General features: G+C 71.7%; 20 protein-coding genes. 8 read left to right on the top strand and 12 right to left on the bottom strand.

Going from position 1 to position 23,770, the window contains the following annotated elements; all coding sequences use genetic code 11:
* Positions 1–40: 40 nt before the first annotated feature.
* The gene (locus IF17_RS0121570; RefSeq protein ID WP_030568385.1) at positions 41–1,627 is read right to left on the bottom strand and encodes an alpha/beta hydrolase; all 1,587 of its coding nucleotides are present in this window, start codon (positions 1,625–1,627) and stop codon (positions 41–43) included.
* A 96-nt stretch (positions 1,628–1,723) separates the two neighbouring features.
* Positions 1,724–2,632, bottom strand: coding sequence for an aminoglycoside phosphotransferase family protein (locus IF17_RS0121565; protein ID WP_051884085.1), 909 nt, complete (start codon positions 2,630–2,632; stop codon positions 1,724–1,726).
* 98 nt (positions 2,633–2,730) lie between these two features.
* Here IF17_RS0121565 and IF17_RS0121560 point away from each other — a divergent pair, with 98 nt between their 5' ends.
* Positions 2,731–3,381 (top strand): hypothetical protein, encoded by a 651-nt coding sequence (locus IF17_RS0121560; RefSeq protein WP_030568381.1) that lies wholly within the window; start codon positions 2,731–2,733, stop codon positions 3,379–3,381.
* Between the two features lie 30 nt (positions 3,382–3,411).
* On the opposite strand, the gene IF17_RS0121555 is transcribed toward IF17_RS0121560, so the two are convergent.
* From IF17_RS0121555 to IF17_RS0121545, 3 genes are all read right to left on the bottom strand, one after another.
* The gene (locus IF17_RS0121555; protein ID WP_030568379.1) at positions 3,412–4,317 is read right to left on the bottom strand and encodes a hypothetical protein; all 906 of its coding nucleotides are present in this window, start codon (positions 4,315–4,317) and stop codon (positions 3,412–3,414) included.
* A gap of 222 nt (positions 4,318–4,539) precedes the next feature.
* The gene (locus IF17_RS0121550) at positions 4,540–6,411 is read right to left on the bottom strand and encodes an MFS transporter (RefSeq protein WP_030568377.1); all 1,872 of its coding nucleotides are present in this window, start codon (positions 6,409–6,411) and stop codon (positions 4,540–4,542) included.
* Between the two features lie 170 nt (positions 6,412–6,581).
* Complete coding sequence (locus IF17_RS0121545) at positions 6,582–9,131, bottom strand: serine hydrolase (RefSeq protein ID WP_030568375.1); 2,550 nt, start codon at positions 9,129–9,131, stop codon at positions 6,582–6,584.
* A 193-nt stretch (positions 9,132–9,324) separates the two neighbouring features.
* Between IF17_RS0121545 and IF17_RS0121540 the strand changes: the two genes are divergently transcribed.
* From IF17_RS0121540 to IF17_RS0121530, 3 genes are all read left to right on the top strand, one after another.
* Positions 9,325–10,044, top strand: coding sequence for a GOLPH3/VPS74 family protein (locus IF17_RS0121540; protein WP_015609174.1), 720 nt, complete (start codon positions 9,325–9,327; stop codon positions 10,042–10,044).
* Between the two features lie 314 nt (positions 10,045–10,358).
* Positions 10,359–11,216, top strand: coding sequence for a helix-turn-helix domain-containing protein (locus tag IF17_RS0121535; protein WP_026242169.1), 858 nt, complete (start codon positions 10,359–10,361; stop codon positions 11,214–11,216).
* Between the two features lie 200 nt (positions 11,217–11,416).
* Positions 11,417–11,623 (top strand): DUF397 domain-containing protein, encoded by a 207-nt coding sequence (locus tag IF17_RS0121530; RefSeq protein ID WP_030568372.1) that lies wholly within the window; start codon positions 11,417–11,419, stop codon positions 11,621–11,623.
* Between the two features lie 160 nt (positions 11,624–11,783).
* Here IF17_RS0121530 and IF17_RS0121525 read toward each other — a convergent pair whose 3' ends face one another.
* Positions 11,784–12,632, bottom strand: coding sequence for a hypothetical protein (locus tag IF17_RS0121525; RefSeq protein ID WP_030568370.1), 849 nt, complete (start codon positions 12,630–12,632; stop codon positions 11,784–11,786).
* 90 nt (positions 12,633–12,722) lie between these two features.
* Between IF17_RS0121525 and IF17_RS0121520 the strand changes: the two genes are divergently transcribed.
* Positions 12,723–13,505 carry an SDR family oxidoreductase gene (locus IF17_RS0121520; protein WP_030568368.1) on the top strand — a complete coding sequence of 261 codons (783 nt, stop codon included), beginning with the start codon at positions 12,723–12,725 and terminating at the stop codon, positions 13,503–13,505.
* A gap of 17 nt (positions 13,506–13,522) precedes the next feature.
* Here IF17_RS0121520 and IF17_RS0121515 read toward each other — a convergent pair whose 3' ends face one another.
* Positions 13,523–14,638 carry an ADP-ribosylglycohydrolase family protein gene (locus IF17_RS0121515; RefSeq protein ID WP_030568366.1) on the bottom strand — a complete coding sequence of 372 codons (1,116 nt, stop codon included), beginning with the start codon at positions 14,636–14,638 and terminating at the stop codon, positions 13,523–13,525.
* 311 nt (positions 14,639–14,949) lie between these two features.
* Here IF17_RS0121515 and IF17_RS0121510 point away from each other — a divergent pair, with 311 nt between their 5' ends.
* From IF17_RS0121510 to griH, 3 genes are all read left to right on the top strand, one after another.
* The gene (locus IF17_RS0121510; protein ID WP_030568364.1) at positions 14,950–16,242 is read left to right on the top strand and encodes an aspartate kinase; all 1,293 of its coding nucleotides are present in this window, start codon (positions 14,950–14,952) and stop codon (positions 16,240–16,242) included.
* An 81-nt stretch (positions 16,243–16,323) separates the two neighbouring features.
* Positions 16,324–17,157 carry a 2-amino-4,5-dihydroxy-6-oxo-7-(phosphonooxy)heptanoate synthase gene (griI, locus tag IF17_RS0121505; protein WP_030568362.1) on the top strand — a complete coding sequence of 278 codons (834 nt, stop codon included), beginning with the start codon at positions 16,324–16,326 and terminating at the stop codon, positions 17,155–17,157.
* A 71-nt stretch (positions 17,158–17,228) separates the two neighbouring features.
* On the top strand, positions 17,229–18,347 hold the full coding sequence (gene griH / locus IF17_RS0121500) for a 3-amino-4-hydroxybenzoic acid synthase (RefSeq protein WP_030568360.1): 1,119 nt from the start codon (positions 17,229–17,231) through the stop codon (positions 18,345–18,347).
* Here the strand turns inward: griH and IF17_RS0121495 are convergent.
* The 5 genes from IF17_RS0121495 to IF17_RS0121475 all read right to left on the bottom strand — a co-directional run bounded on the left by IF17_RS0121495 (position 18,322) and on the right by IF17_RS0121475 (position 23,618).
* On the bottom strand, positions 18,322–19,719 hold the full coding sequence (locus tag IF17_RS0121495) for an MFS transporter (RefSeq protein WP_030568358.1): 1,398 nt from the start codon (positions 19,717–19,719) through the stop codon (positions 18,322–18,324). The two genes, griH and IF17_RS0121495, sit on opposite strands and share 26 nt — an antisense overlap.
* 93 nt (positions 19,720–19,812) lie before the next feature.
* Positions 19,813–20,733, bottom strand: coding sequence for a grixazone synthase (gene griF / locus IF17_RS0121490; protein ID WP_030568355.1), 921 nt, complete (start codon positions 20,731–20,733; stop codon positions 19,813–19,815).
* Between the two features lie 49 nt (positions 20,734–20,782).
* On the bottom strand, positions 20,783–21,151 hold the full coding sequence (locus IF17_RS0121485; RefSeq protein ID WP_237667082.1) for a tyrosinase cofactor: 369 nt from the start codon (positions 21,149–21,151) through the stop codon (positions 20,783–20,785).
* An 86-nt stretch (positions 21,152–21,237) separates the two neighbouring features.
* Entirely contained in the window at positions 21,238–22,608 is a 1,371-nt protein-coding gene (locus tag IF17_RS0121480; protein WP_030568351.1) for an aldehyde dehydrogenase family protein, read from the bottom strand.
* The gene (locus IF17_RS0121475) at positions 22,608–23,618 is read right to left on the bottom strand and encodes an AMP-binding protein (RefSeq protein ID WP_244890530.1); all 1,011 of its coding nucleotides are present in this window, start codon (positions 23,616–23,618) and stop codon (positions 22,608–22,610) included. The genes IF17_RS0121480 and IF17_RS0121475 overlap by 1 nt, the downstream gene beginning before the upstream one ends.
* Between the last annotated feature and the right edge of the window lie 152 nt (positions 23,619–23,770).

Genomic DNA, 23,770 nt, shown 5'->3' with positions numbered 1-23,770 from the left:
GTCCTGCCTGCCTGTATCGCATCGAAGGGGAGCAGGTCCCCTACTTCACGCAGACCTCGTCCTTCCCGGGCAGCCTGCCCGTCTCCAGGTACCGGTTGACCTTGGTGTCCACGCACGCGTTCCCGTACTCCCCGTACAGCGCGTGCCGGTTGGCGCCCTTGAGGGTGAGGAGGCGGGAGCTGGGGAGCTGGTCGTGGAGGGCGACGCTGCCCCGGTAGGTGGTGCGGGGGTCGCCGGTGGCGGCGACGATCAGGGCCGGGGTGTCGTGGCGGATCCCGGTGGGGTTCTCCCTCGGGGTGTTCCAGAACGCGCACGGGCCGATGTTCTCGGTGAGCGGGCCGAACAGGGGGTGGGCGGCGCGGGCGCGCTGGATGTCGCGCCAGTAGAGCTCGGGGTTGCGTGGGGCCGGGACGTCACCGCAGATGATCGCCATCTGGGCGCTGCCGGAAGCCGAGCCCTCGCCGGTCAGCGCGAAGCGGAGTTGCTCCGTGAACTCCGGGGAGAGTGCGGACTGTTGGTTCTTTGTCGCCTTGGACAGTACGGAGACCTGTTCGGCCAGGAACGCCCGCGACGCGTCCGTGTCGTCGGCCACGCCCATGAAGAGGAGCGTCGGTATGTGGGTGTCGTCGACCCGGAAGGTGTCCGGCGCCGTGCCGACCGTCAGGGGGCCGCGCGCCGCCTGCGCCATCACGCGGTCGATGGTGGCCAGCACGGCGGTACGGGTGCGGCCCAGGCCGTACGTCGTGTGGCGGCCGGCCGCCCAGGCGGCCCAGGCGGAGAGTGCCTGCTCGTTCTCCCGTACCGCGTCCTTCAGCAGCCGCGGGCCGTAAGCGTGCGGGTCGATCGCTCCGTCCAGGACCACCCGGTCGTAGCGTCCGGGGAACATCTGCGTGTAGACCGTGCCCAGGTACGTACCGTACGAGTAGCCCAGGTAGGAGATCTTCCGCTCGCCCAGTGCGCCCCGGATCACGTCCATGTCGCGGGCGGTGTTGCGTGTGGTGACGTGCGGGAGGACCGAGGCGTTGGTGGCGCGGCACTTGGCGGCCAGGCTCTTGCTCAGGGCCACATGGCGGTCGAAGCCCGCCCGGCCCGCCCCGGCCGAGAACCAGGGGAAGCTGACGGGCCAGCCGCAGTCCAGCGGGGTGCTGCGGCCGACGAAGCGCGGGTCGAAGCCGACGATGTCGTAGCGGGCGCCGACCTTCTTCATCGCCGTGCGTATGACCGGTGGGGACTCCACCGCCGTGCCGCCGGGGCCGCCGTTGTTGAGGAGGATCGCGCCTATGCGGTGGCGGGTGTCGGTGGCCTTGAGCCGGGACACCGCGACGGTGATCGTGCGGCCCCGGGGGGCCGTGTAGTCCAGCGGGACGGTGACGTCGGCGCACTGCACGCCCGCCGCGTCCAGGTCCCTGCCCGTCGTGTCGTCGGGGGACTCCACACACGTGCCCCAGGACAGGCGTTGGTCGTAGTAACGGTCGAGGCCGCCGTGTGCCTCCGTACCGGCTGTTCTCGTCGCGGGTGTCGCCAGGGCCGGTGTCGCGGTGAGGCCCACGGCGAGTGCGAGGCCTGCGGCTGCGGCGCTGCGGGCCGCCGGGCTGCGGGGGATCCTGATCTTCTCTGTGTATCTCATGCAACAGACGCTAGAAGCGCGGGCGTTCGCACTCACTACGGCTGGCACCCCACTTCGCAGGGGGGCCAGCTCCTCCTCGGCCCACCCCCTGACCGGTCACCCGGCCAGGAGCTCCCCGATCACCCACCACGCGTTCCGCGCCATCACCGGGTTCGACTCCCGGTAGGCCGCGAGCTCCATCACCGCGATGGACAGCGCCCAGCCACGCCCCCGCTCCCAGCTCGCGTCGTCGGCCCCGACCGCCGTACGGAACGCCTCCCTGGCCCCCGCCGGCAGCAGGTACCAGGCGGCGATCAGGTCGACGGCGGGGTCGGCCAGGCCCATGCAGGCGAAGTCGATCACTCCCGTGAGACGGCCGTCCGCGACCAGGACGTTGCCCGGCTGGAGGTCCCCGTGCACCCACACGGGCGCGCCCGTGAAGGCCGGGGCGGTCAGCGCCTTGTCCCAGGCGGCGGTGGCGGCCCCGGCGTCGAGGACGCCGTCAAGCCCCGCGATCACCTTGCGCGTCTTCTCGTCCCGGGACGCCAGGGGTTCGCTCCGGTAGGCCTGCGGGCCGTCCGTGGGGTCGATGCGGCGCAGCGCGAGGACGAACTCCGCCAGGTCCGCGGCGAACAGCTCCGGCGCCCATGTGCCGTCACCGGGCGACGGGTTCGTCCCCTCCAGCCACGTGCACACCGACCAGGCCCAGGGGAAGCCCTCGGCCGGGGCTCCCTGGGCCAGCGGCGCCGGGACCGGTACGGGCAGCTGCGCGGCCAGCCGGGGCAGCCAGAGGTGCTCCGTCGCCACGTCCGCCGCGCTGCTCTCCGTACGCGGCAGCCGTACCACCTTGTCGTCGCCCAGGCGGTGGACCGCGTTCGCCGTGCCGCTCGCGTCGACCGCCTCCACCGGCAGGTCCGCCCAGTGCGGGAACTGGGCGGCGATCAACGTGCGTACGAGGGTCGCGGAGTCGAGAGGCGTCGCGGGGTCGAAAGGCACGGGGGCGAGGGGCGTGGAGCCGAGGGGCATCGGGTGAGTGAACCAGGCGGTTCCGCGGCTGCACAAGGTCATTCCGGTCCTGTGCCCCGTCGGCGGCCCACCACTCCCGGCCTGCGAGAGTGTCGTGCATGAACGCCGACCCGACCGCAGACCCGCCACCCGTACCGGGCCGGGCTCCGGCCACCTCCCCGGTCCGGCACGTCGACGCGGGGCGCTGGCTGGCCCAGTTCTCCGGGCTCGTGCTGGTGGTCTGCCCCCGGTGCGGGGGACGCGCGCAGGTCGTTCCCCGTCCCGGGCTCCCCGAAATCCGTTACTTCAGCGAGCTGTTGTTCCAGCCGCGCCGGCCGGCCTGCGGACGGTGCGGCGCCGTCGCGAAGTGGCAGGCGGGGATGCGGGGGACCGGGCTCGTCGGGGCCAGGCCGGGCGGTACGGAGGATCCGTTCTTCCATCGGCCCCTGTGGTTGCAGACCCGATGCACCGGCCGCGTTCTGTGGGCCTACAACGAGGAGCACGTCGACCACCTGTCGGCCTACATCCGCGCCACGCTGCGCGAACGAGGAGGCAGCGGCTCCACCTTGGCGATGGTCCCCCGGCTGCCCCGGTGGATGAAGGCGTCCCGCAACCGGTCGGAGATCCTGACCGGCCTGGAGAGACTGCGCGGGCTGGCCGGGCGGTCCGAGCCCGCCGACCGCTCCGACGCCGCGCATGAGCGCGGTGACCGTGCGCGGTCCTCCGGGGCGCTGTACTTCCGGGGCGGACCGTACGAGGACGCCCCCTGACCTGCGCCCGGTACGGGCGACCCGCGCCCCTCAGCGGCAGACCACCCGCATCTGCGCCGCCGCGTGATGCGCGCCCACCCGGTCCGACGCGCCCCAGTCCCGGCCCCGGTCGATGAGCAGCACCGCGAAGGCGTCGCCCTTGACCGGGTAGTTGCCCACCTCGACCGCGCTCCCCCGGTGCTGCGTCTGGCGCACCGCGAACCCGGTGTACGCGGAGTGCGCGTCGGCCGGGTCGGAGAGCACCCGGTAGACGGTCGGGTCGCCCGCCACGTCGCGGGCGCGCCCCTCCGGCACGAACACCGTCAGCGTGCAACTGCGGAAGCCCTCGCCCAGGTGCCAGGACCAGGTGGCGGTGGAACCGCGGTCCTCGGTGGGGCTGCCCGACATCGGGACGGCGCTGAACCGGCCGTCGCAGCCGCCGCCGGTGAAGCCGCCCGTGGCGACCGCGTACCAGCCCGCCTCGCCCCGCTCGAAGCGGCCGTACTCCCGGTACTCCCCCGCGGTGCAGCCCGGGCCCGCCCACTGCGTGAAGCGGCGGCCGCCCTCGTCCGGGGAGTCCGTGGAATCCGGGGAGCCCGGAGAGTCCGGGGAGCCAGGAGAGTCCGGATCCTCCGGCGCTTCCGGTGCCTCCGCGGACGGCTCCTCGGGCGCGGGCACGGCGGGGGCGTCCTCCCCCGGGCCGATACGGGTCGGAGCCCCGCCCCCGATCCGGTCCGGCGGGCCCGGCAGGGCGCCCGCCCGGCCCGCCGCGTCCGTACGGCTCGTGCCGCCGCCCACGCTCCCGCCGCCCGACAGGAGCAGCGCGGCCACCGTCGCCAGCCCCCCGGCGGCCACCACGACTCCCGCCGCCAGCAAGGCTTTACGTCGTCGGGGCAGGGTCGAGACGCGGCCCGTCAGGGTCTCCTGTGCGACCCAGGAGCTCTCGCCGGCCGCCATCCGGGAACGGGCCGATCCGCAGCCGGGGCAGACCATCCCCGGCAGCGCGCCGCGTTGACCACCGCAGTGTTGGCACCTCATGACAGGACACCTTGCCAGGGCGGCGGCCCCAGAGGGAGGGCCCATGAACGATGGCCCGTACAGCGATCGGTTTGAAACCGGCTCAGCGGGTCCGTACAGCCGTCATTTCCGCAACGTCCTTGCAGAAGAGCCCGGTTCGGCTCAGCTGAGCTCCTCCGGGCACGGCGTCCCCGGCTGCAACTGGTACGGAGCCGCCAGCCGGTACACCCCCGGCTTCGGCGCGAGCAGCTCGGTCCACTCGTCGCCGTACGGACCCTCGTCCACGATCTTGTTCAGGCAGCCGTGGAGGTTGTCGAAGGTCTTGGGGGCCGTCTCGTCCTCCTGCGTCCGCAGCTTGGACTCCTCGGTCTCCTGCGGCCGCTCCACCGCCTTGCCCTGCTCGTCGACGACCGCGAGCCAGCGCGAGTGCGGGATCCGGATGAGCACCCGGCCCGCCGACTCGACCCGGATCGTCAGCTCGTTCGCCCCCGCCTTCTCCACCGTCGCGGGCGGATCGGCGAGCGGGGTCGGCTCCAGGACCCGGTAGAGCTTCCAGTTCTCGTCGCTCCATATCTCGCGGAGGTAGGACAGCCCCTTCCCCACGAGCTCCGTCTCCCGCTCCGCCCCGCCGTCCGGCCTGCCGGTGGGCAGCACCACGTAGTGGACGGCCCAGCGGTCCAGCCACTGCCGGTAGTTGACCGCGTCCAGGGTGTCGTCGTAGAAGAGCGGGTTGCGCTTCATGTCGGCCTGCCGGTTCCAGCCGCGGGCCAGGTTGTACGTGGCCAGCGCCGAGGCCTCCCGGTGGCTGCTCGCGGGGACCACCTCGACCCGGCCCCTCTCCGCCCCGACCTGCTGGAGCTGGTTGACCAGGGGGGCCAGCGAACGGGCCCAGGAGGCGTCGGGGGTGGTGCGGACGATGTCGTCGACGCCCTTGAAGCCGATCCAGAAGTTGAGCCCGGCGAACGCCAGCACCAGCGCGTACCAGCGGCGGCTGCGCGGCACCGTGTACGGCAGGGCGGCGAGCAGCACGATCCCGGCGAACAGCATCGCCATACGGGTCACGTTCGACCCGATCTGCGAGTCGACGAAGTAGGTGAGCACCGTGCCGAACCCGTAGACGGCGGCGGCCGTGCGGACCGTGGACCAGTCGCGCGGTACGAGGACGAAGACGAGGGCCGCGAAGAGGAACGGCAGCGACACCGTCCCCAGCGACATCGGCTGCGTACCGGAGAACGGGAAGAGGAGGGAGGACAGCGCCACCACGGCGACGGGGGCGAGCCCGATCGCGTACGCGCCGGGGCGCCGCTTGTGGAGGAAGAGCGCGGCCGCGACGACCCCGAGGAAGAGCCCGGCGACCGGGCTGGAGGCGGTCGCGAGACCGGCGAGCGGGGCGGCGACGGCAGCCTTGGCCCACCGCTTGTACCGCCAGCGGTGGGGCCAGCAGAAGACGGCGGCGACGGCACCGACGGCGAACATCATGCCGAGCCCGAACGTCACCCGCCCCGACAGCGCGTTGCACAGGTAGGCGAAGACCCCGGCGAGCGAGCAGGCCAGCGGATTGCGCACGGCCCGGACCCGGACGAGGATCAGCGCGGTCAGCGCCGCCGAGACCGTCCCCACGATCATCATCGTGGAGCGGACGCCGAGCACCGACATCAGATACGGCGAGACCACGCTGTACGAGACGGGGTGCATGCCCCCGTACCAGGCGAGGTTGTACGCGGTGCCCGGGTGCCGGCCCACGAACTCGGCCCAGGCGTCCTGCGCCGCGATGTCGCCGCCGCTGTTGGCGAAGAAGAGGAACCACAGGACGTGGGTGACGGCCGCGGCCGCCGTGGCGATGGTGACGGGGTGGCGCAGCAGCCGCCGGGCCGGGGTGACGGACGGCTCAGGGGCGGCGTCCGGCTCGGGAGCGGAAGGCTCCGGCGTACGGGGTGAGGGCAGCAGGACGCGCGGGGCGGCGCTGTCGCCGTCCGCGATCTTTCCGGTGCTGCTGTCCGCCTCGCGGCCGGGTCTCGGCTCCGCGGTGGTCACTACGGCTCTCCCCGTCCTCCGGCGGCCCCGTACGCCTTTCAGGACGCGTCCCGGCGCCCTTCAGTTGTCCGGGGACGCTAACACGTACCTCCGACACATTCTCCTGACATCGGGGCGGGGTGAGCGACGCCGCTCACCCCGCCCCGTGCCTGCCCCGTACCGCTGTGTGCTCAGCCGATCCTGGTCAGCTTGTCGCCGAATGCGGGCTCGGTGAGGTCGCCCTGGAGCACCACCGGCGCCGTGACCTTTCCGGTGCCCGTGCCCACGGTGACCATGCCGACCTCGCTGCCGGCCTTCGCGGAGTGCGCGATGCCCTTGCCGTTGTCGGTGACCTTCAGCTCGACCTTCAGTCCGGGCCAGCCGACCGCCTTGAGGTTCTTCGTCGCTATGACCGGGGTCTGTGCGCCGAAACCGTTGTCCACATATCCGACCACGTCACCCTTCTTCACGACCGTGGCGGTGGTGGGGGCCTCCTGCGCGTCCTTGATCAGCTTCAGGCTGTTCTGCAGGGACAGCTCCAGGCTGTCGTAGACCCGGCCCGTACCGGCCTGCTGGCCCATGACCGCTCCGTAGATCCAGAGCACCTTGCCGTCGACCACGGTGTTCGCGGACCAGAGCAGGTTGCCGCCCGCCGGGGTGGAGGAACCGGTCTTGATGCCGCTCACACCGGGCTGCAGGAGCAGATTGTTGTTGTTGTAGATCTTGCCGTCTATGCCCTTGATCTCGACCTCGGGCATGTCCACGATCTTCCGGAACACGTCGTTCTTCATGACCGCCTGGGCCAGCTTCAGCTGGTCGTTCGCGGTGGAGACGGTGGTCTTCTCCAGGCCGCTCGGGTCCGTGTACGTCGAGTTGGTCATCCCGAGGTCCTTGGCCGCGTCGTTCATCTTGTCGATGAACTTGTCCTCGCTCCCCGCGTCCCAGCGGGCGAGCAGCCGCGCCGCGTTGTTCCCCGAGGGGATCATCAGCAGTTGGAGCATCTGCCGCTGGGTGAGCTGCTGGCCCTTGGTCAGGGGTGCCGTCGACTCGTCGGGGCGCTTGGACTCGTCCTCCGCCTTCTGGTCGACGGTGATCGTCTCGCCCTCCTCGTCACCCTTGAGGGAGTGCTCCTGGAGGATCACGTAGGCGGTCATGACCTTCGCGACGCTCGCGATGGGCGCCGGCTTCTGCGCCCCTTCGGAGCCGAGCGACCCGACGCCGTCCACCATCACGGCGGACTGCCCCTGGCCCGGCCAGGGCAGCTTCGTCTCGCCGCCCTCGAAGGTGTACGTCGGCTTCGCCGTGAGCTCCAGGACCGGCTCCGGCAGCGGGCGCATCACCTGCACGATCGCAAAGACGATCAGCAGGAGGAGGACCAGCGGGGTCCAGATCTTGACCCGCCGCACCGCCGTACGGACCGGGGTCTCGGCCGGCGGCGGGGTGTTCGTCAGCTCGGCGAGCAGGTCGAGCGGCGGCTTGGGCGGAAGCGGCTGCTGCCGGGTCCGCTCGGCCGCCGCCCATGAGGGGGCGGCCGGGGCGGGGGCGGCGGACGGAGTGGCCGAGGCCGGGGTGGGGGTGGGGCTGGGGGTCGAGGCCGGGGTGGGAGTCGCCGGGCCGGCGTCCGGCTTGCCCGTCGGCGTCTCGGGTTCCGGCGCGCGGGGCGCGGGGGCGGGCCGTACGTCGTCGGAGCGCAGGGGCACGAAGGTGCTCGTGCGCTCGACGGCGCTCTCGGGCTCACGAGCCTTGTCGCCCGCGGCCTTCAGCTCCTCGCGCTCCTGCGGCGAGAGCTTCAGCGCGGTGGTCGGCTGGTCGACCCGCTTGGGGGGTGCGACCGCCTTGAAGACGGCCGTGGGCTGATCGATTCCTCGCAGGTCGGAGCCGGTGGCGGCGTCGGCGTCAGGAGCGGGGCCCTCGCCATCGTCCTCGGACGTGGAGTCGGCCTCGGGCTCGGCGTCGGCGTCGGCGTCGGCGTCGGCGTCGGCGTCGGCGTCGGCGTCGGCGTCGGCGTCGGCGTCGGCCGCAGATTCCGCCTTCTCGGCTTCAGCCGCGGTCGCGGTCCTTGCCTCGGCCTCCGGCTCCTCAGCGGGCTCGGGCTCGGGCTTCTCAGCAGACTTGAGCTCGGTCTCGGCTTCGGCCTCGGGGGCGGAGTCGGAGTCAGCAGCAGGCTCGACGTCGGCATCCGCGACCGGCTCGCCCTTCGCCTCCACCTCGCCCTTCGCGGAGTCCGCGGAGTCGTCCGCCTTGTCGTCCGTCTCGCCCTCGGCCGCCGCATCGACCCACGCGGCCACCGCCGCGCGCAGCCGTACGTCACCGGGCTCCGGCTCACCCACACCGGCGTCGGACGTGTCGTCCGTGTCGCCCTCAGGGGCCTCCGCGGCCGCGTCAGAGTCCTCGGGGGCCTCGGCGCCCTCGGAGGCCTCCTTGGAGTCCCCTGCGGGCTTCTGGGGCGTTACAGCGCCCTCAGGAGCCTTCGCGGGCCTCTCCTCGCCGGAAGCGGGCTCCTCGGGGCCGGAAGCGGACCCCTCCGGCGCGCGCCCGACCTCGTCCTCCGGGAGACGGGGACGGAAAACAGCCGTAGCGGTGTCCGTCGTCACCCCGTCCGTCGTCGCCTCGTCGGCAGCCGCATCCTCAGCCACGTCCGCACCGGGTTCGCGGAACACCGCGAAGCGCGGATCACGTTCCTCCGCAGCCGTCCCCGACGACTTCCGCTGCTCCGTTTTGTCGGGGGACTCGCCCGCCACCGATGCCTCCTCATGCGCCGCGGGGCAATCCCCGCGCTGTCCGAACCATCTACCAGTGTCCTGTGTGAACCCCTGGCCGAGCTGCTAGACGAGAACGACATACCTACCGGTTCCCATACAAAGCAGCCAGGCGCTCTCGACAGATGAATGTGAGAGGGGTCACCCTGTCAGACATCCACGCGGGGAGGCATGGATGGGCAGGAGCCGCAGAACAATCCCGGAGGAGCTTCTGTTGCTCGCTCTGGACCCGACCACGGGTACCACAGCGCAGCCGCAGTCGCTCGACCTCGGCCTGGCCGGGGCACAGCTAGTGGAGCTGGCTCTGGCAGGACGGATAGCCCCTGACGGGGATCGTATCGCCGTGGTGATGCCACGGCCGACAGGAGATCCGACACTGGACTCCGCACTGGAGCTGCTGCGCCGTCGTGGCAGCCCGGTCCGGGCGGTCCACTGGATCGGCGGACCCCGGCTGGGGCTGCGCCAGATCTATCTCGCTCATCTGGAGCGGTGCGGCATGGTTCATGCCGTGGCGGGCCAGATGTGCGGAGTGCTGCCGACGACTCGCTACCAGGCGACGGAGACAGCCATCAGCCGGGACATCAGGGCCCGGCTGGACAGTGCGATCCGCACCGGCGTACCGCCGGACCCGCGGACCGCGGCGCTCGCCGCACTGGCCCACGCGGTCGGACTCGGCAAGCACCTGTACCCCGGGAACGAGGGGCGTTCATCGCGCTCCCGGCTCCGGGACCTGATCAGGCACGACCCCATGGGCGGTCTCGTGGCGCATGCCGTGATGGACGTCCAGAACGGCGTGGCGGTCCAGCCACGCCGTACGCAGCAGGCAGCGGGCGTTCCGTTGCAGCCGCAAGCACAGGCACGCCGGGACAGCATGGCGCACACCGCCGCGAGCTGATCCGGAGCACCTGAGCACCTCAGCAGGACCCGCGCAGAGGACCGCGCGGACAATCGCACACCGCCGTGCCGTCGTCACAGGACCCGGTTCGGGAGCCGCACCACGCACGGGGCAGCCGGTTTCGACCGGCTGCCCCGTGCGCTTGCGCGCCGTAGCACACGCCGTCTCACGCGCCGGTGCGCGCTCCGGTGCGCGGTCGGGGGCCTATACCGCACGCACCTGCGTGTGGCCGTTTCCCAGCGCGGCCGGGGCAAGGGGTGGCAATCTGCTGAGCAGTAGATACGCACAGCTACATAGCCGGAGGTGCACTTTCCGTGCCGTCCAACGTCAATCCCACAGTCAGGCGACGCAGGTTGGGCCAGGAACTGCGCCGCCTGCGCGAACTCAAAGGCATGACGGCCGAGGAGGTGGCGGAGCGCCTGCTGGTCTCGCAGTCGAAGATCAGCCGCCTGGAGAACGGCCGCCGCTCCATCAGCCAGCGCGACGTGCGCGACCTCTGCGGGGTGTACGAGGTCGAGGACGTCCGCATCGTCGACTCGCTCATGCAGATGGCCAAGGACTCGCGCCAGCAGGGCTGGTGGCACGCCTTCGGCGACATCCCGTACAGCGTCTACATCGGTCTGGAGACGGACGCGGAGTCCCTGCGGGTGTACGAGCCCCAGATGGTTCCGGGCCTGCTCCAGACCCGGGCGTACGCCGAGGCGCTGATCAGCGGCGCGCTCCCCGAGGCACCGCCGTCGGACATCGAGAAGCGCGTCAACGTACGGTCCCGGCGCCAGGACCGGGTCAACGCGCCGGAGAACCCGCTGCGGCTGTGGGCCGTGATCGACGAGTCGGCGCTGCGCCGGCGGGTCGGTGACAACCAGGTGATGATCGACCAGTTGGAGCACCTCGTCGAGCAGTCGCACCTGCCGCATGTGACCGTGCAGGTGCTTCCGTTCGACATGGGGGCGCACCCCGGGATCAACGGGCAGTACGCGATCCTGGAGTTCCCGGACGCGGCGGACTCCAGCGTCGTCTACATCGAGGGCGTCACGAGCGATCTCTATCTGGAGAAGGCGAACGACGTGCAGCGCTACAGCGTGATGTACGAACACCTGCGGGCGCAGGCGCTGAACGTGGAGCAGACGCGGGAGTTCATCAGCAAGATCGCCAAGTCCTACACCAGCTGAATCAGGACACTCCTCAGAGCGCCGAGTGAGCGGCGGCGGCACCTTACACCGCCGCCGACTCACGGCGTAAGAGTTCTTGGCTAAATGACACCCGGTCGAGTGAACGGCCATCTCATGGACGGGGCTTGGCGAGTAGCGTCGATCACGCCAACCGGAATCAGGTTGGTGCGACTCACCCAACTCTCTGAACCGGAGTGAACATGGCAATTCTTCAGGGTGCTACGGACATGTGGACGAAGTCGTCGTACTCCGGGGGCAACGGCGCGTGCGTCGAGGTCAAGTCCCCGGTCGCTCTGTCCATCGCCGTGCGTGACTCGAAGGCCCCCGAGGGCCCCTCGCTCACCTTCGTCCCCGGTGCGTGGAACGCGTTCGTGCGCGATGTCGCCACGGGCCCGGCCGGCGCCTGACCGCCGAGCAGGCCGCACCACCTGCACCACCTGCACCACCTGCACACCTGCACACCTTGCATCACCTGATGGAGCCCTCTCGACCGGTTCGCCGTCCTGGCCGAGGGGGCTCGGCACGCGCCCCCGCCCCATGCCCCCACGCCACCCCACCCGACGGCCGTCACCTCAACCGGTCGACGTACCGATCGGTCCCCGGCACGGTCGGGATGAACGGCGCGACCAGCTCGACCCGCCCCAGCCCCGCTTCCGCGACCGCCGCGTCCAGCCCCGTGAAGTGCGCCCCCCAGCAGGTACGCGGGTCCTCCTGGAGGAACCACAGCAGCGTCAGCCGGGTGTCCACCCCCTCGACCTGCTTCACGTAGGTCATCCGGTCACCCGGCAGGGGCGTCGGCCGGAAGACGGTCACCATGGCCGCCGGCGACCCGCTCAGCCGCTTCGGCAGATGCCGCGACCTCAGCCACTCCAGCAACTCGGCCCGCTGCTCGGGGCCTTCCGCGTCCACGACCTGGAGGACGAGTCCCGCGTACGGGTGGTCGAGCGCGTGGAAGTCCCGGGGCCCGGCGGCACCGTCGCGGTAGACCGTGGCCTCGTGGTCCTGGAAGGCCGTGAAGACGTGGGTCCGGTCCTGGTAGACCCGGCCGTCCCGGTTGAGCCGCTTGTTGATGGCGACGGTCCACTTCATGTGCTCGTCGTAGCGGCCCTCGGTCACCCAGTACGTCGACAGATAGCACCCCGTTCCCACCGGCCGGGCGACCGCCGACTCCTCCGGGTAGCGCAACTCCTGGAGGTCCTTGGTCGCCACCCAGCGCCGCCCGGCGAACATCCACGGCATGGCCGTCGCCCCGGCGTAGTAGTGGTCGTCCTCGTACCAGCGGTTGTACGCGTACTCATGGCCCGGATGCGGCTCGACCATCGTGATCAGCGCGTGCCCCGGGCGCACCCCGTACGGCCCCACCGCCGCCAGCCCGGCATAGCCCGCGCCCCGCGTCCCCTCACCCTCGTCCGCCATGTCCCGCACCCCTTCCCCTTCCATCGACCCCCTGCGGGCACCTACTCTGACGCTCCGTCAGAAAAACTTCCAGGGCCGGGAGGCGCCGGGATGCTGCTCACGGGAAAGACCGTCATCGTGTCGGGCGTCGGCGCGGGGCTCGGGCACCGGGTCGCCGAGACCGTCGTACGGGACGGAGGGCGCGCGGTGCTCGGGGCGCGTACGGCGGCGCATCTGGCCAAGGTCGCGGCGGAGATCGACCCGGACGGCCGGCACACCGCCCACCTGCCGACCGACATCACCGACGAGTCACAGTGCGAGGCACTGGCCGCCCTGGCGGTCGAGCGGTTCGGCGGGATCGACGCGGTGGTCCATGTGGCCGCCTGGGACAGCTACTTCGGCGGCCTCCAGGACGCGGACTTCGCCACCTGGCAGTCGGTCCTCGATGTGAACCTGCTCGGTACGCTGCGGATGACCCGGGCCTGCCTGCCCGCCCTCAAGGAGCGCGGCGGCTCGGTGGTGGTGATCGGTACGCAGTCCGCCGTGGCCGCACCCTCCCAGGTGTGGCAGGCGGCGTACGCGGCGTCCAAGGGGGCGCTCACCTCGGCGATGTACTCCCTGGCACGGGAGTTGGGGCCGCACCGGATCCGGGTCAACACCGTGCTGCCGGGGTGGATGTGGGGCCCGCCGGTGCAGGCGTACGTCCAGTTCACCGCGCGCACCGAAGGCGTACCGGAGTCCGAGGTGCTGGCCCGGCTCACCGAGCGGATGGCCCTGCCGGAGCTGGCCACGGACGGGGATGTGGCGGAGGCCGTCGCCTTCCTGGCCTCCGACCGGGCGCGGGCGATCACCGGCCAGTCCCTCCTGGTCAACGCCGGAGAGCTGATGCGCTGAGCGGACGGCAGCGGATCTCAGCCGCGCGGGTAGCGGGCCAGCCACCCCGGGGCGGCGGCGGTCGGGCTGTGCAGGGCCGGGCCCTGGGTCATCTCCATCGCGAAGTCGTCGGCCAGTTCGAGGAGCGTGGGGCGTCCCTCCAGCTCGGCGAGCCAGGCCGGCGGCAGCGCGGTCTCGCCGTGCAGCACACCGAGCAGCGCCCCGCAGACGGACCCCGTGGCGCGGGACGGCCCGCCGTGGTTCACGGCCAGCCGCAGCCCGTGCCGTACGTCCTCACCGACCAGGGCGCAGTACACGGCGACGGCGAGCACCTCCTCGGCGGCGTCGGTCGCGCCCAGCGCCTCGATGAGGGCGGGACCGGGGATGCCCTGCCGTACGGACCCGAGGGCCTGCTGAAGGGCCTCGGTCACCGGCTCATGGCCAGGGCGCTCACCGAGCAGCGCCATCGCATGCTGCACGGAGCCGTCCAGGCTCTCCCCGCGCGCCAGAGCGTGCACGAGTACGGCGAAGGCCCCGGCGGCCAGCTGGGCGGCGGGATGCCCGTGGGTGTGGGCCGCGCACTCGACGGCCAGCTGGAGCACGAGCTGCGGCTCCCACCCCACGAGCAGCCCGAACGGCGCGGACCGGGTCAGCGCGCCCGCGTCCCGGGCGGTGGGGTTCTTGGGCCGCTCCAGCGTCCCCATGACGGTGTCGCCGAAGCCGCCCAGGCACTCCCGGGTGGGCCCGCGGCGGGCGTAGAGCCACTCCTCGGCGGCCAGCCACCCGTTGTCCTTGCGCCGCTCGTCGGGCCCCCAGTCGTGCTGGGTCGCGGCCCAGCGCAGGTGGGCCCGGTGCACATCGGTGGGCGGGTGCCAGGCGCCGGTGTCCCGGCGGACCTGGGCGCGGATCAGCCCGTCCACGGTGAAGAGGGTGAGCTGAGTGAGGGCGGTGACGGCCCCGCGTCTGCCGTGCGCGGGAACGTAGTCGGTGACCCCCTCGGCCCCGTGCGCCTCCCGGATCTCCTCCAGCGTGAGCCCGCTGACCCCGGCCCCGAGCGCGTCCCCGACGGCCCCGCCGAGCAGCGCCCCGCGCACCCGGCTGCGAAAGTCCTGCTGCTCGGCCCGTCCCCAGACCGCCGTGGTCCCTGTGCTCACCCCGCCCCCTCCCCGTCACCACGTCCTCGCCGGCGCGGCCCTCTGCGGGCGACCGCGCAAGCACTGTAATCGAACGGGAACGGGCGGTAGAGGGGGCGACCTGAGTACGTACGGGTATGTCGACGGACGTCCCGCAGGTCGCTTTTGGGCCGCCGAGCCGCCCCCGGCCCCGCCCTCCGGCCGCCCGCACTGTCCCGATACACGCGCAATAGCCCGGCGGTGCGACGGAGACACGGCGTCGATATCCCGCTCCTGGAAGCTCATCGCAGTGCTCGGGAAGCCGGGCTCGACGAGGCGGGGGGAAGCAGCGCGTGAGTACGCAAGGCAGCGGTCCCACGAGCGACGTGGTGGTCCAGAAGTACGGCGGAAGTTCGCTCGCCACCGTGTCCCAGGTACGTCAGGTCGCCGACCGGGTCGGCGCACTCGCACGCTCCGGCCGGCGTGTGGTCGTCGTGGTCTCGGCACAGGGCGACACCACCGACGAACTGATCGGCCGGGCCGGCGCGGTCAATCCGCACCCGGCGGGCCACGAACTCGACCAGTTGCTCGCCACCGGCGAGACCGCCTCCGCGGCGCTGATGGCGATGGCGCTCCAGCACAGCGGCCTGGCCGCGACCGCGCTGTCCGGCTCGCGGAGCGGCATTCTCGCCACCGGGCCGCACGGCGCCGGAGTCATCGTCGCCATCGACACGGAGCAGTTGCGCACCCTCCTGGACGCGGGCCAGGTCGTGGTGATCGCCGGGTTCCAGGGCGTCACCGCCGACGGCGACATCATCACGCTCGGCCGTGGCGGCTCGGACACCACGGCCGTCGCGGTGGCGGCCGAACTCCGTGCCGGCCACTGCGAGATCTACAGCGACGTGCGCGGCGTCTACACCGCCGACCCGCGCGTCGTCCCCGACGCACGGCTCATGCCCGACATCGACATCGACGTGATGACCGAGATGGCCTTCGCCGGAGCGCGGGTCATGCACTCGCGGGCCGTCGAGCTCGCCGCCCTCTACGACGTCGACATTCTCGTGGGCCGCTCCACGGCCACGCGGACCGGCACCCGTATCCATCGACTCCACCGACGAGACGGAAACGACATGCTCGAGGACAGGACCGCGGTGATGGCCGTCGTCCACGACACCGACATCGCCCGCATCACGCTCCGCACCCACGACACACCGGACCCCTCCCCCGCCGTCTTCCGCTTCCTGGCCGAGGAGTCCATCCCGGCCGACATGACCACGGTCGCCTCCGCGCCCGGCGGCGGCTTCTCGCTCGGCCTCACGGTCCACCGTTCGCACGCGGCGGACGTCAGCAGGTCCTTCAGCGACCTCATGGCGCCGCGCCGGCACGGGGTGGAGGTCGAGGACCAGGTCGCCAAGGTCTCGATCGTCGGCCAAGGCCTGCTCAGCCGGCCCGAGTACGCCTCCCGGATGCTGGCCTCGCTCGTCGGCTCCGGCATCAGCGCCCGGTCGCTGTCCGCGTCCCAGCTGCGCGTCTCGGTGACCGTGCCGAGCTCCGACGCGGTCCGCGCGGTCGGCCTGCTGCACAGCGAGTTCGGCCTCGGCGCCGAGGCCGGCGCGATGCCCGCAAGCCTCTCCCCTCGGCCCTGATCCCGGCCCCGACTCCGGCCTCGACCCCGGTCTTGATCCCGGCCCGAGGCCCCGCCCCGCCGACACCAGACAGGAGCACCGATGGCCCCGAACGCCCCCTTCGCCAGGAGTCTGCGACTCCAACGGCTCCACCACCACGACCCCGAGCGGCTGTTCATCGTCCCGCTCGACCACTCGATCACCGACGGCCCGCTGACCCGCGCGCACCACCTGGACACGCTCGTCGGCCAGCTGGCCTCGCACCACGTCGACGGGATCGTGCTGCACAAGGGGTCGCTGCGGCACGTGGACCCTGAGTGGTTCACCCGGACCTCGCTGATCGTGCACCTGAGCGCCAGCACGGTCCACGCCCCCGACCCCAACGCCAAGTACCTGGTGTCGAGCGTCGAGGAGAGCCTGCGGATGGGCGCGGACGCGGTGAGCGTCCACGTCAATCTCGGCTCCGACCAGGAGCGTCACCAGATCGCGGACATGGCGGCGGTCGCGGAGGCCTGCGACCGCTGGAACGTACCGCTGCTGGCGATGATGTACCCGCGCGGCCCCAAGATCGACAATCCGCGCGATCCGGCGCTCGTCGCCCATGCCGTCCAGGTGGCCGTCGACCTCGGCGCCGACCTGGTCAAGACGCTGTACGTCGGATCGGTCGAGGCGATGGCCGAGATCACGGCGTCCTCGCCGGTTCCGGTCGTCGTGGTCGGCGGACCGCGCGACAGCGACGAGGGCCGGATCCTCGCCTATGTCGACGAGGCGCTGCGCGGCGGCGCGGCCGGTGTCGCCATGGGCCGCAACGTCTTCCAGGCCAACGATCCCGGGGCGATGGCGGACAAGCTCTCCGACCTCATCCACAACAGCGGCCACAGCGGCAACAGGTCCGCGTCAACGGCGCGCGCCGGCGCGACGGCCGGCGCCGCCTGATCCGTCCCGCCGAACGATCTCAACTCCCCTGTTCCATCCAGTCAGTCCATCGCTTCTGAGGAGTTCTTCGCATGTCTTCGTCTTCGAAACTGACCTGGCTCGACATCCGTTCCGTCGGTGAGGCCCGTGCCGCCATCGTCCAGGAGGCCCTGCACCACAAGGTCGAGGCCCTGGTCGCCGACGATCCCGCCCACCTCGCGGACCTGCCGCCGACCGTGACCAAGGTCCTGCTGGTGTCCGGCAAGCAGATCCCGGAGGAGTTCGGCGAGGCCACCGTCGTCATCGTCGACCCCGCCAAGCACGGGGTGACCCCGGCCGAACTGGCCATCAAGCACCCGGAGATCGAGTTCGGCCGGTTCGTGGAGATCATCGACGCGCCGACGCTGGAGGACGCCTGCGAGTCCTCGCGTACCGAGAAGTGGTCCGTCCTGCTGTTCCGCGACCCGACCAAGATCCCGCTGGAGATCGTGATCGCCGCCGCCGCGCGCGCCACCGGTTCGATGGTGACCATCGCGCAGGATCTTGAGGAGGCGGAGATCCTCTTCGGCGTGCTGGAGCACGGTTCGGACGGCGTGATGATGGCCCCGCGGACCGTCGGCGACGCCGCCGAGCTCAAGCGGATCGCCCAGGCCGGCATCCCCAACCTCAACCTCACCGAGCTGCGCGTCGTGGAGACCAGTCACATCGGCATGGGTGAGCGGGCCTGCGTGGACACCACCACCCACTTCGGCGAGGACGAGGGCATCCTGGTCGGCTCGCACTCCAAGGGCATGATCCTCTGCGTCAGCGAGACGCACCCGCTGCCGTACATGCCGACCCGGCCGTTCCGCGTCAACGCCGGTGCCATCCACTCGTACACGCTCGGCAAGGACGAGCGCACCAACTACCTCAGCGAGCTGAAGACCGGCAGCAAGCTCACCGCCGTGGACATCAAGGGCAACACGCGGCTGGTGACGGTGGGCCGCGTGAAGATCGAGACGCGTCCGCTGATCTCCATCGACGCCGAGGCCCCGGACGGCCGGCGCGTCAACCTGATCCTCCAGGACGACTGGCACGTCCGGGTCCTCGGCCCCGGTGGCACGGTCCTCAACAGCACCGAGCTGAAGCCGGGCGACACGGTCCTCGGCTACCTGCCCGTCGAGGACCGCCACGTCGGCTACCCGATCAATGAGTTCTGCCTGGAGAAGTAGGCTCCGCCTCCGAGTCGCGGGAGTCCCGCGAGTCCCGCGAGTCCCGCGAACCCCCCTCCTCCTCGGCCCCGGCCGCGCCGCCCAGCTCCTTCTCATCGGCGGCGCGTCCGGGGCCGGTGCGTGTGCGGGCCGCCGCGACGGCCGGCACCAGGACCACGGCCACGGCTCCGAGGACTCCGCCGAGCGCGAAGACCAGGAACCCGCTGCTCTCCAGCCCCCGGCTGACCAGCGCGCCGCCGAGCCACGGGCTGACGACCGCGCCGAGCCGGCCGACGCCGGTGACCCAGCCGATCCCCGCGGCGCGGTCGGCCGCCGGGTAGAAGCGGCCGGCGACCGCGTAGACCATGGTGCTGGCGCTGAACAGCCAGACGCCGGTGAAGGCGACGACCGCGTACGTGAGGCCGAGCGAGGGTCCGGTGGCGAGCAGCGCCAGTCCGGCCGCCGTCAGGAGGAACCAGCAGGTGGCGACGCGGACCGCGCCGAACCGGTCGGCCACACGGCCGGCGACCAGCATGCCGACGATGCCGCCGGCGTTGATGACCATGAGCAGGCTGACCGAGGTGGACAGGCCGTAACCGGCGGAGCGCATCAGCTGCGGCAGCCAGGTGGAGATGCCGTACACGAGCAGCAGCCCGCAGAAGGAGGCGGCCCACAGCAGCAGCGTCGCCAACGCCCGCCCTGGTGCGACGAGTTCGCGTACGGCACGCAGTCGTCCGGCGGCCCCGGCGGCCGGTGCGTCGGCGGCGGTCGGCGCCGGAAGTCCGTACCGTTCGGCGGTCGTCCGCGCCTGCTCGAACCGGCCGCGCGCGTACAGCACGCCCGGCGACTCCGGCATGAAGCGCAGGAGCAGCGGTACGGCGATGAGCGCCGGCAGCACGCCCGCGGCGAACGGCCACCGCCAGCCGTGGTCCGGGGCGAGCACCAGGCCGAGGCCCGTCGCCGCGATGCCGCCGGCGTGGTAGGCGGTCATGAGTGCGCCGGTGGCCAGCGCCATCCGGCGCGGCGGCGCGAACTCCGCCACGACGGTCAGGCAGATCGGCATCAGGCCGCCGAGGCCGAGACCGGCCAGGAAGCGGCCGGCGCCGAACTGGAGCGGATCGCCGGCCAGCGCGCAGACCCCGGATCCGGCGGAGAACAGCAGCACGCACCAGACCAGCACGGTGCGTCTGCCGATCCAGTCGGTGATGTTGCCCGCCGTCAGCGCGCCGATGAGCATGCCGAAGGTGGTCCAGCTGCCGATCCTCCCGGCCGCGGAGGCGTCGAGCCCGAAGGCGGTGTCGTCGAGCATGTACGGCATGACGGCGCCGTAGATCGTGACGTCCAGCCCGTCGAAGAAGACGACGAGCCAGCACAGAGCGAGTACCACGTACACGGTGTCTCTCCTGATTCCAGGGGGGCGGTGGGGTGCGCACAACGCGGCGGCGCCGGACAACGGGGATCCGCTGTCCGGCGCCGCCGCGTCGGTCTACTGGTCGTAGGTGTAGAACTGCGTGTGGTCGAGCAGGTCCGCCGGCGTCTTGGTGTGCCACGGCCCGAGCGGGGTGTTGATGTCGGGAACGTCCTGGGTCGGCACGGTCGGCAGGTAGTGCGGCACGTCCGGGTGGCGTGCCTGCCACAGGGCCCAGCAGCGGTCGATCATGCAGTGGTTGAGGAAGAAGACGGGGTCGTTCGGCGAGCCGATGTACATCATGTGGCCGCCGGTCCACACGTGCGCGGCGCCGTGCAGCTTGCCGAGCCGGGGCTCCCAGGCGAACTTGGTGTAGCCCTCCAGGTGGTTGCGGAAGCTCTCGTACGGGGGTGTGCCGCCGGAGGTGTGGTTCCACGGCGGGCAGTCGTAGACCGTGAGGTCGAGCGTCTGCTCCAACTCCTGCGGCGTCGGCAGGTCGGGGGTGAGCGTGCCGAAGTCCCGTACGAGGTAGTCGCGGTCGTCGTGGGTGTAGTTGCCGTTCAGCGCCGGATCCTCCGGGCCTTCCGGGATGACGCTGATGTTCAGCTTCCAGCCGTTGCGGCGCGCGAACGGTCCGGTCATGACGCGGCGGTCACCGGGCCGGCCGTTGCCGCCCATGAAGTCCTTGGACCACAGCGGCGAGTTCTCGCCGTGGTCGGTGGTCCAGTCCCAGTACGGCAGCGTGACGCGCGGATCGACCTTCTGGAGGGCCTGTTCGAACTTCAGGAGGTACTGCCGGTGCCACGGCAGGAAGCCCGGGTTGACATGGCCGAGGCGCTTGCCGGTCTCCTTGTCGAGGTAGTCGGTGGAGTTGACCTGTATATGGAGCTTGACGAAACGGTCGTAGATGCCGCGTCTCTTGATCTCCAGGACCGCGTTGATGAAGCGCCGCTTCTCCTCGGCCGTCATGTTCAGGTGGTTCTTGCGTACGTGGACCATCGCTGGGATTCCTTCTTCAGAGGTGCCGCCGGGGTGTCAGAGCGGAGTGTCAGAGGTGCGTGACGTGGGTGCCGTGCGTGGAGGGCTGGAGGGCGGCGCCGCGCAGCTCCTCGACGGCGCGGCGGGCGGCGTCCAGCGGGGTGGGGGCCATCTCGTAGTGGCACATGGAGCTGAGGTAGGCGTCGTCGGCGAACTTCATGAGGTGGAGCGGGCGGCCGTCGATGTACACGCCGCCGCCGTCCGCCGCGGTGGCCACGCGTATGGTGCGGCCGAGGTAGCGCTCGGTGTGTTCCTGGCCCGCGGCCTTCGCCGGTGCGGCGGCCTCGGCGGCCTCGGCGGTCGCTCCGGTGTCGTCGCCGCCGCTCAGCAGCGGTACGGCGGCCGCGGCGGCGACGAGCGCCGCTCCGGTGGTAGCCATGACCATTTCTCGCCTGTTCATGGGCATGCGGAATCCCTTTCTCGCGGTCTGGTGTGTCTTGGGTGAACGGGCCGGGCTTCGGGACGTCAGCGCTGGGCCACGAGGCCCTTCGGCTCCAGGAGGAACTGCGTGTAGTTGTCGTCGTGCGGGATACCCGGCGTCGCGGTCCACGGCAGGACCCGGCCGCGCGTCACCTTCCGTACGCTCGGCTCCCGTACCGCGGCCTCCACCAGCTCCTCGCGGTCCGTGAGCAGGTTGAGGACGAGCGAGTCGCGGAGCGGCTCCACGCCGTCGGCCTCCGTCCACGGGGCCACCACGACGAAGGGGAAGGGCAGTTCCGTGCCGACCGCCGGATGGCCGGCGCGGTCGGCGGAGAGCACGACTGGCCGCAGCAGGAACGAGCCGTCGACCAGCTCCACGACGGTCTCGTACTCGCCGGCGCGTGCGCTGTGGTCGGTGAGCGAGGCGCGGAGTGCGGCGACCTGTTCGCGCAGCGCCTCGGCGCGGGCCCGGTTCACCACCAGGAGCGTCGCCGCTCCGTCGGTCGCCGGCAGCGACGGCAGCTTCGCGAGCCGCTCCGCGAGCCGGTCGGCCACCTCCTCGACCGCCCCGGTGGTGAGGACCGCCGAGAGGTTGGTGCACCGGGTGCCGCCGTCGAAGGAGGCGGAGAGCGCCAGGTGCTCGATGACGTCGTCGTCCGCAGCCGTGTCCAGGAGCGCCTTGGTCCGGCCGGGGCCGCGCACGGCCACCGATTCGCGCTGGTGCCAGGTGGAGACGGCGCTCTCGCCGCCGTAGATGATGCCGCGGTCGGCCTCCCGCAGCAGGTACTCGCCGACCTCGCGCGAGCACGGCAGGAACGCGGCCCTGCTCGGCTCCAGGCCCGCCGCCGTCAGCGCGGCCAGCAGCCTGGCCGGGGTGAACGGATCGCGGCTGCCCGGCTTGACGAGCACGCTGTAGCCGTGGAAGAGCGCTTGGGCCCAGGAGATGTTCGGCACCGGGTGGTTGCTCGCCATCACGGCGGCGAAGACCCGGCCGCGCGGCACCCAGCGGGTGTCGAAGCCGTCCCCGAAGCCGGTGGCGGGCAGTTCGGCGGCGGTGGTCGCCGGGAGCGCGCGCAGTTCGGCGGTCAGGTCGGCGACGGCCTGGTCGACAGCGGTGGCGGTGAGGCCGGTGGCGTGGCAGACGCGCCGCGCGTACTCCTGCGGGCTCTCGCCGTCCAGCGTCGCGGTGGCGAAGAGCTCGGCCGCTCCGGTGAACACCTCGAAGGCGGGCGGTCTGCCGTCCGCGTGCGCGCGGATCTCGTTGAGCGCGGCGACCGCCAGGAGCCGTGGCGCGGTTCCGATGTCGGCGAGGTCGCCGCCGAGCACGCTCGGCAGCCGGGAGCGGTCGGAGCTGGCGACGCGGCGACCGCAGACGCTCGGGTCGAGGACGACGGTGGCGGGCGCTGCGGTGCTCATCAGTAGACCCCTTCGATGATGGCCACGTCGTCGAGGGTGCGGTACGTCTGCACATCGGCGAGGCCGTCCACGGTGGACCCGTCCCGCGGCTCGATCCGGATGGCGGTGTCCCGCTCCAGGACGTTCGGCAGGAACATCTCCTCCGAGACCAGGTGGAGCAGGACCCGGCCGCGTTCGCCGTACGCCACCGGCTCACCGGCCTCGTCGACGAGGTGGAGGCGCGTGGTCTCCGGGAACGGCTCGAAGACGCTCGGGTAGGCGTCGCCGGGCCGGGCGGGCCGCTGCGGCGCCACGCCCATCAGGCTGTTGCCGTAGACGCCGACCACGTGCGCCGCCGGGAAGAAGACCTCGTCGAGCTGCTTGAGGCTCTCCCGGCTGATGGAGGTTCCGGCCCAGATGATCGCGCGGACCTTGGTGCGCACCAGCTCGTACAGGCGCGGCCGGGCGCAGATCGCCTCCAGGAGCGGTGGCGTGGTGTTGAGCACCGCGACGTCCTGGCTCTCCAGGACCGTCTCCGCCTGGTCCAGAAGGTGCTGGATGTAGGAGTCGGCCTCCTCGCCCCGGCCGTCCGACAGGAGCTTCTTCACCCAGCGCGGATCGAGGTCGACGGTGTAGAAGATGCCGCCGCCGAGCGCGGCGTAACGACCCGTGTCGAAGCCGATGACGTGCGGGCCGCTCGGTCCCAGGTGCAGCCAATTTCCGTCCGCAGGAACGCCGTTCGCGATGAGGCGTTCCCGCGCCCACTCGGTCACCTGCGACCGGTAGGCGCTGTCCACGATGCGCTTGGGCGAGCCGGTGGTGCCGCCGGAGTCGTAGACGCGGAACGGGCGGTCGGCGAGGCCGCGCGGGATCAGGTCCTGCGCCGGTACGGAGCGGAGTTCGGCGCTGACGTCCGGGAAGCGCGTCAGGTCGGCCAGGCCCTGCACCTCGGCGACCGGATCGAACCCGAGTCCGTCCAGCTTTCCGAGCCAGAACGGCGAGCCGGTCTCGGCACCGAAGTGCCATGCCATCAACTTACTTATGTGACTGTCGAATTCAGGATCAATGATGTGGCTCATGACGGTCTTCCGCTCTCCTGATCACGGGGCAAGGGCGGTACGGGGTCCATCGTGCTGGCGAGGCCTATCGGTGACGTATCACCTGCGTGTCGTGGAACGCGGCC

Origin of the sequence: Streptomyces cyaneofuscatus, assembly GCF_000718135.1 — a bacterium.
GTDB lineage: Bacteria > Actinomycetota > Actinomycetes > Streptomycetales > Streptomycetaceae > Streptomyces > Streptomyces cyaneofuscatus.
This window is presented reverse-complemented; position numbering and strand designations above follow the sequence as displayed.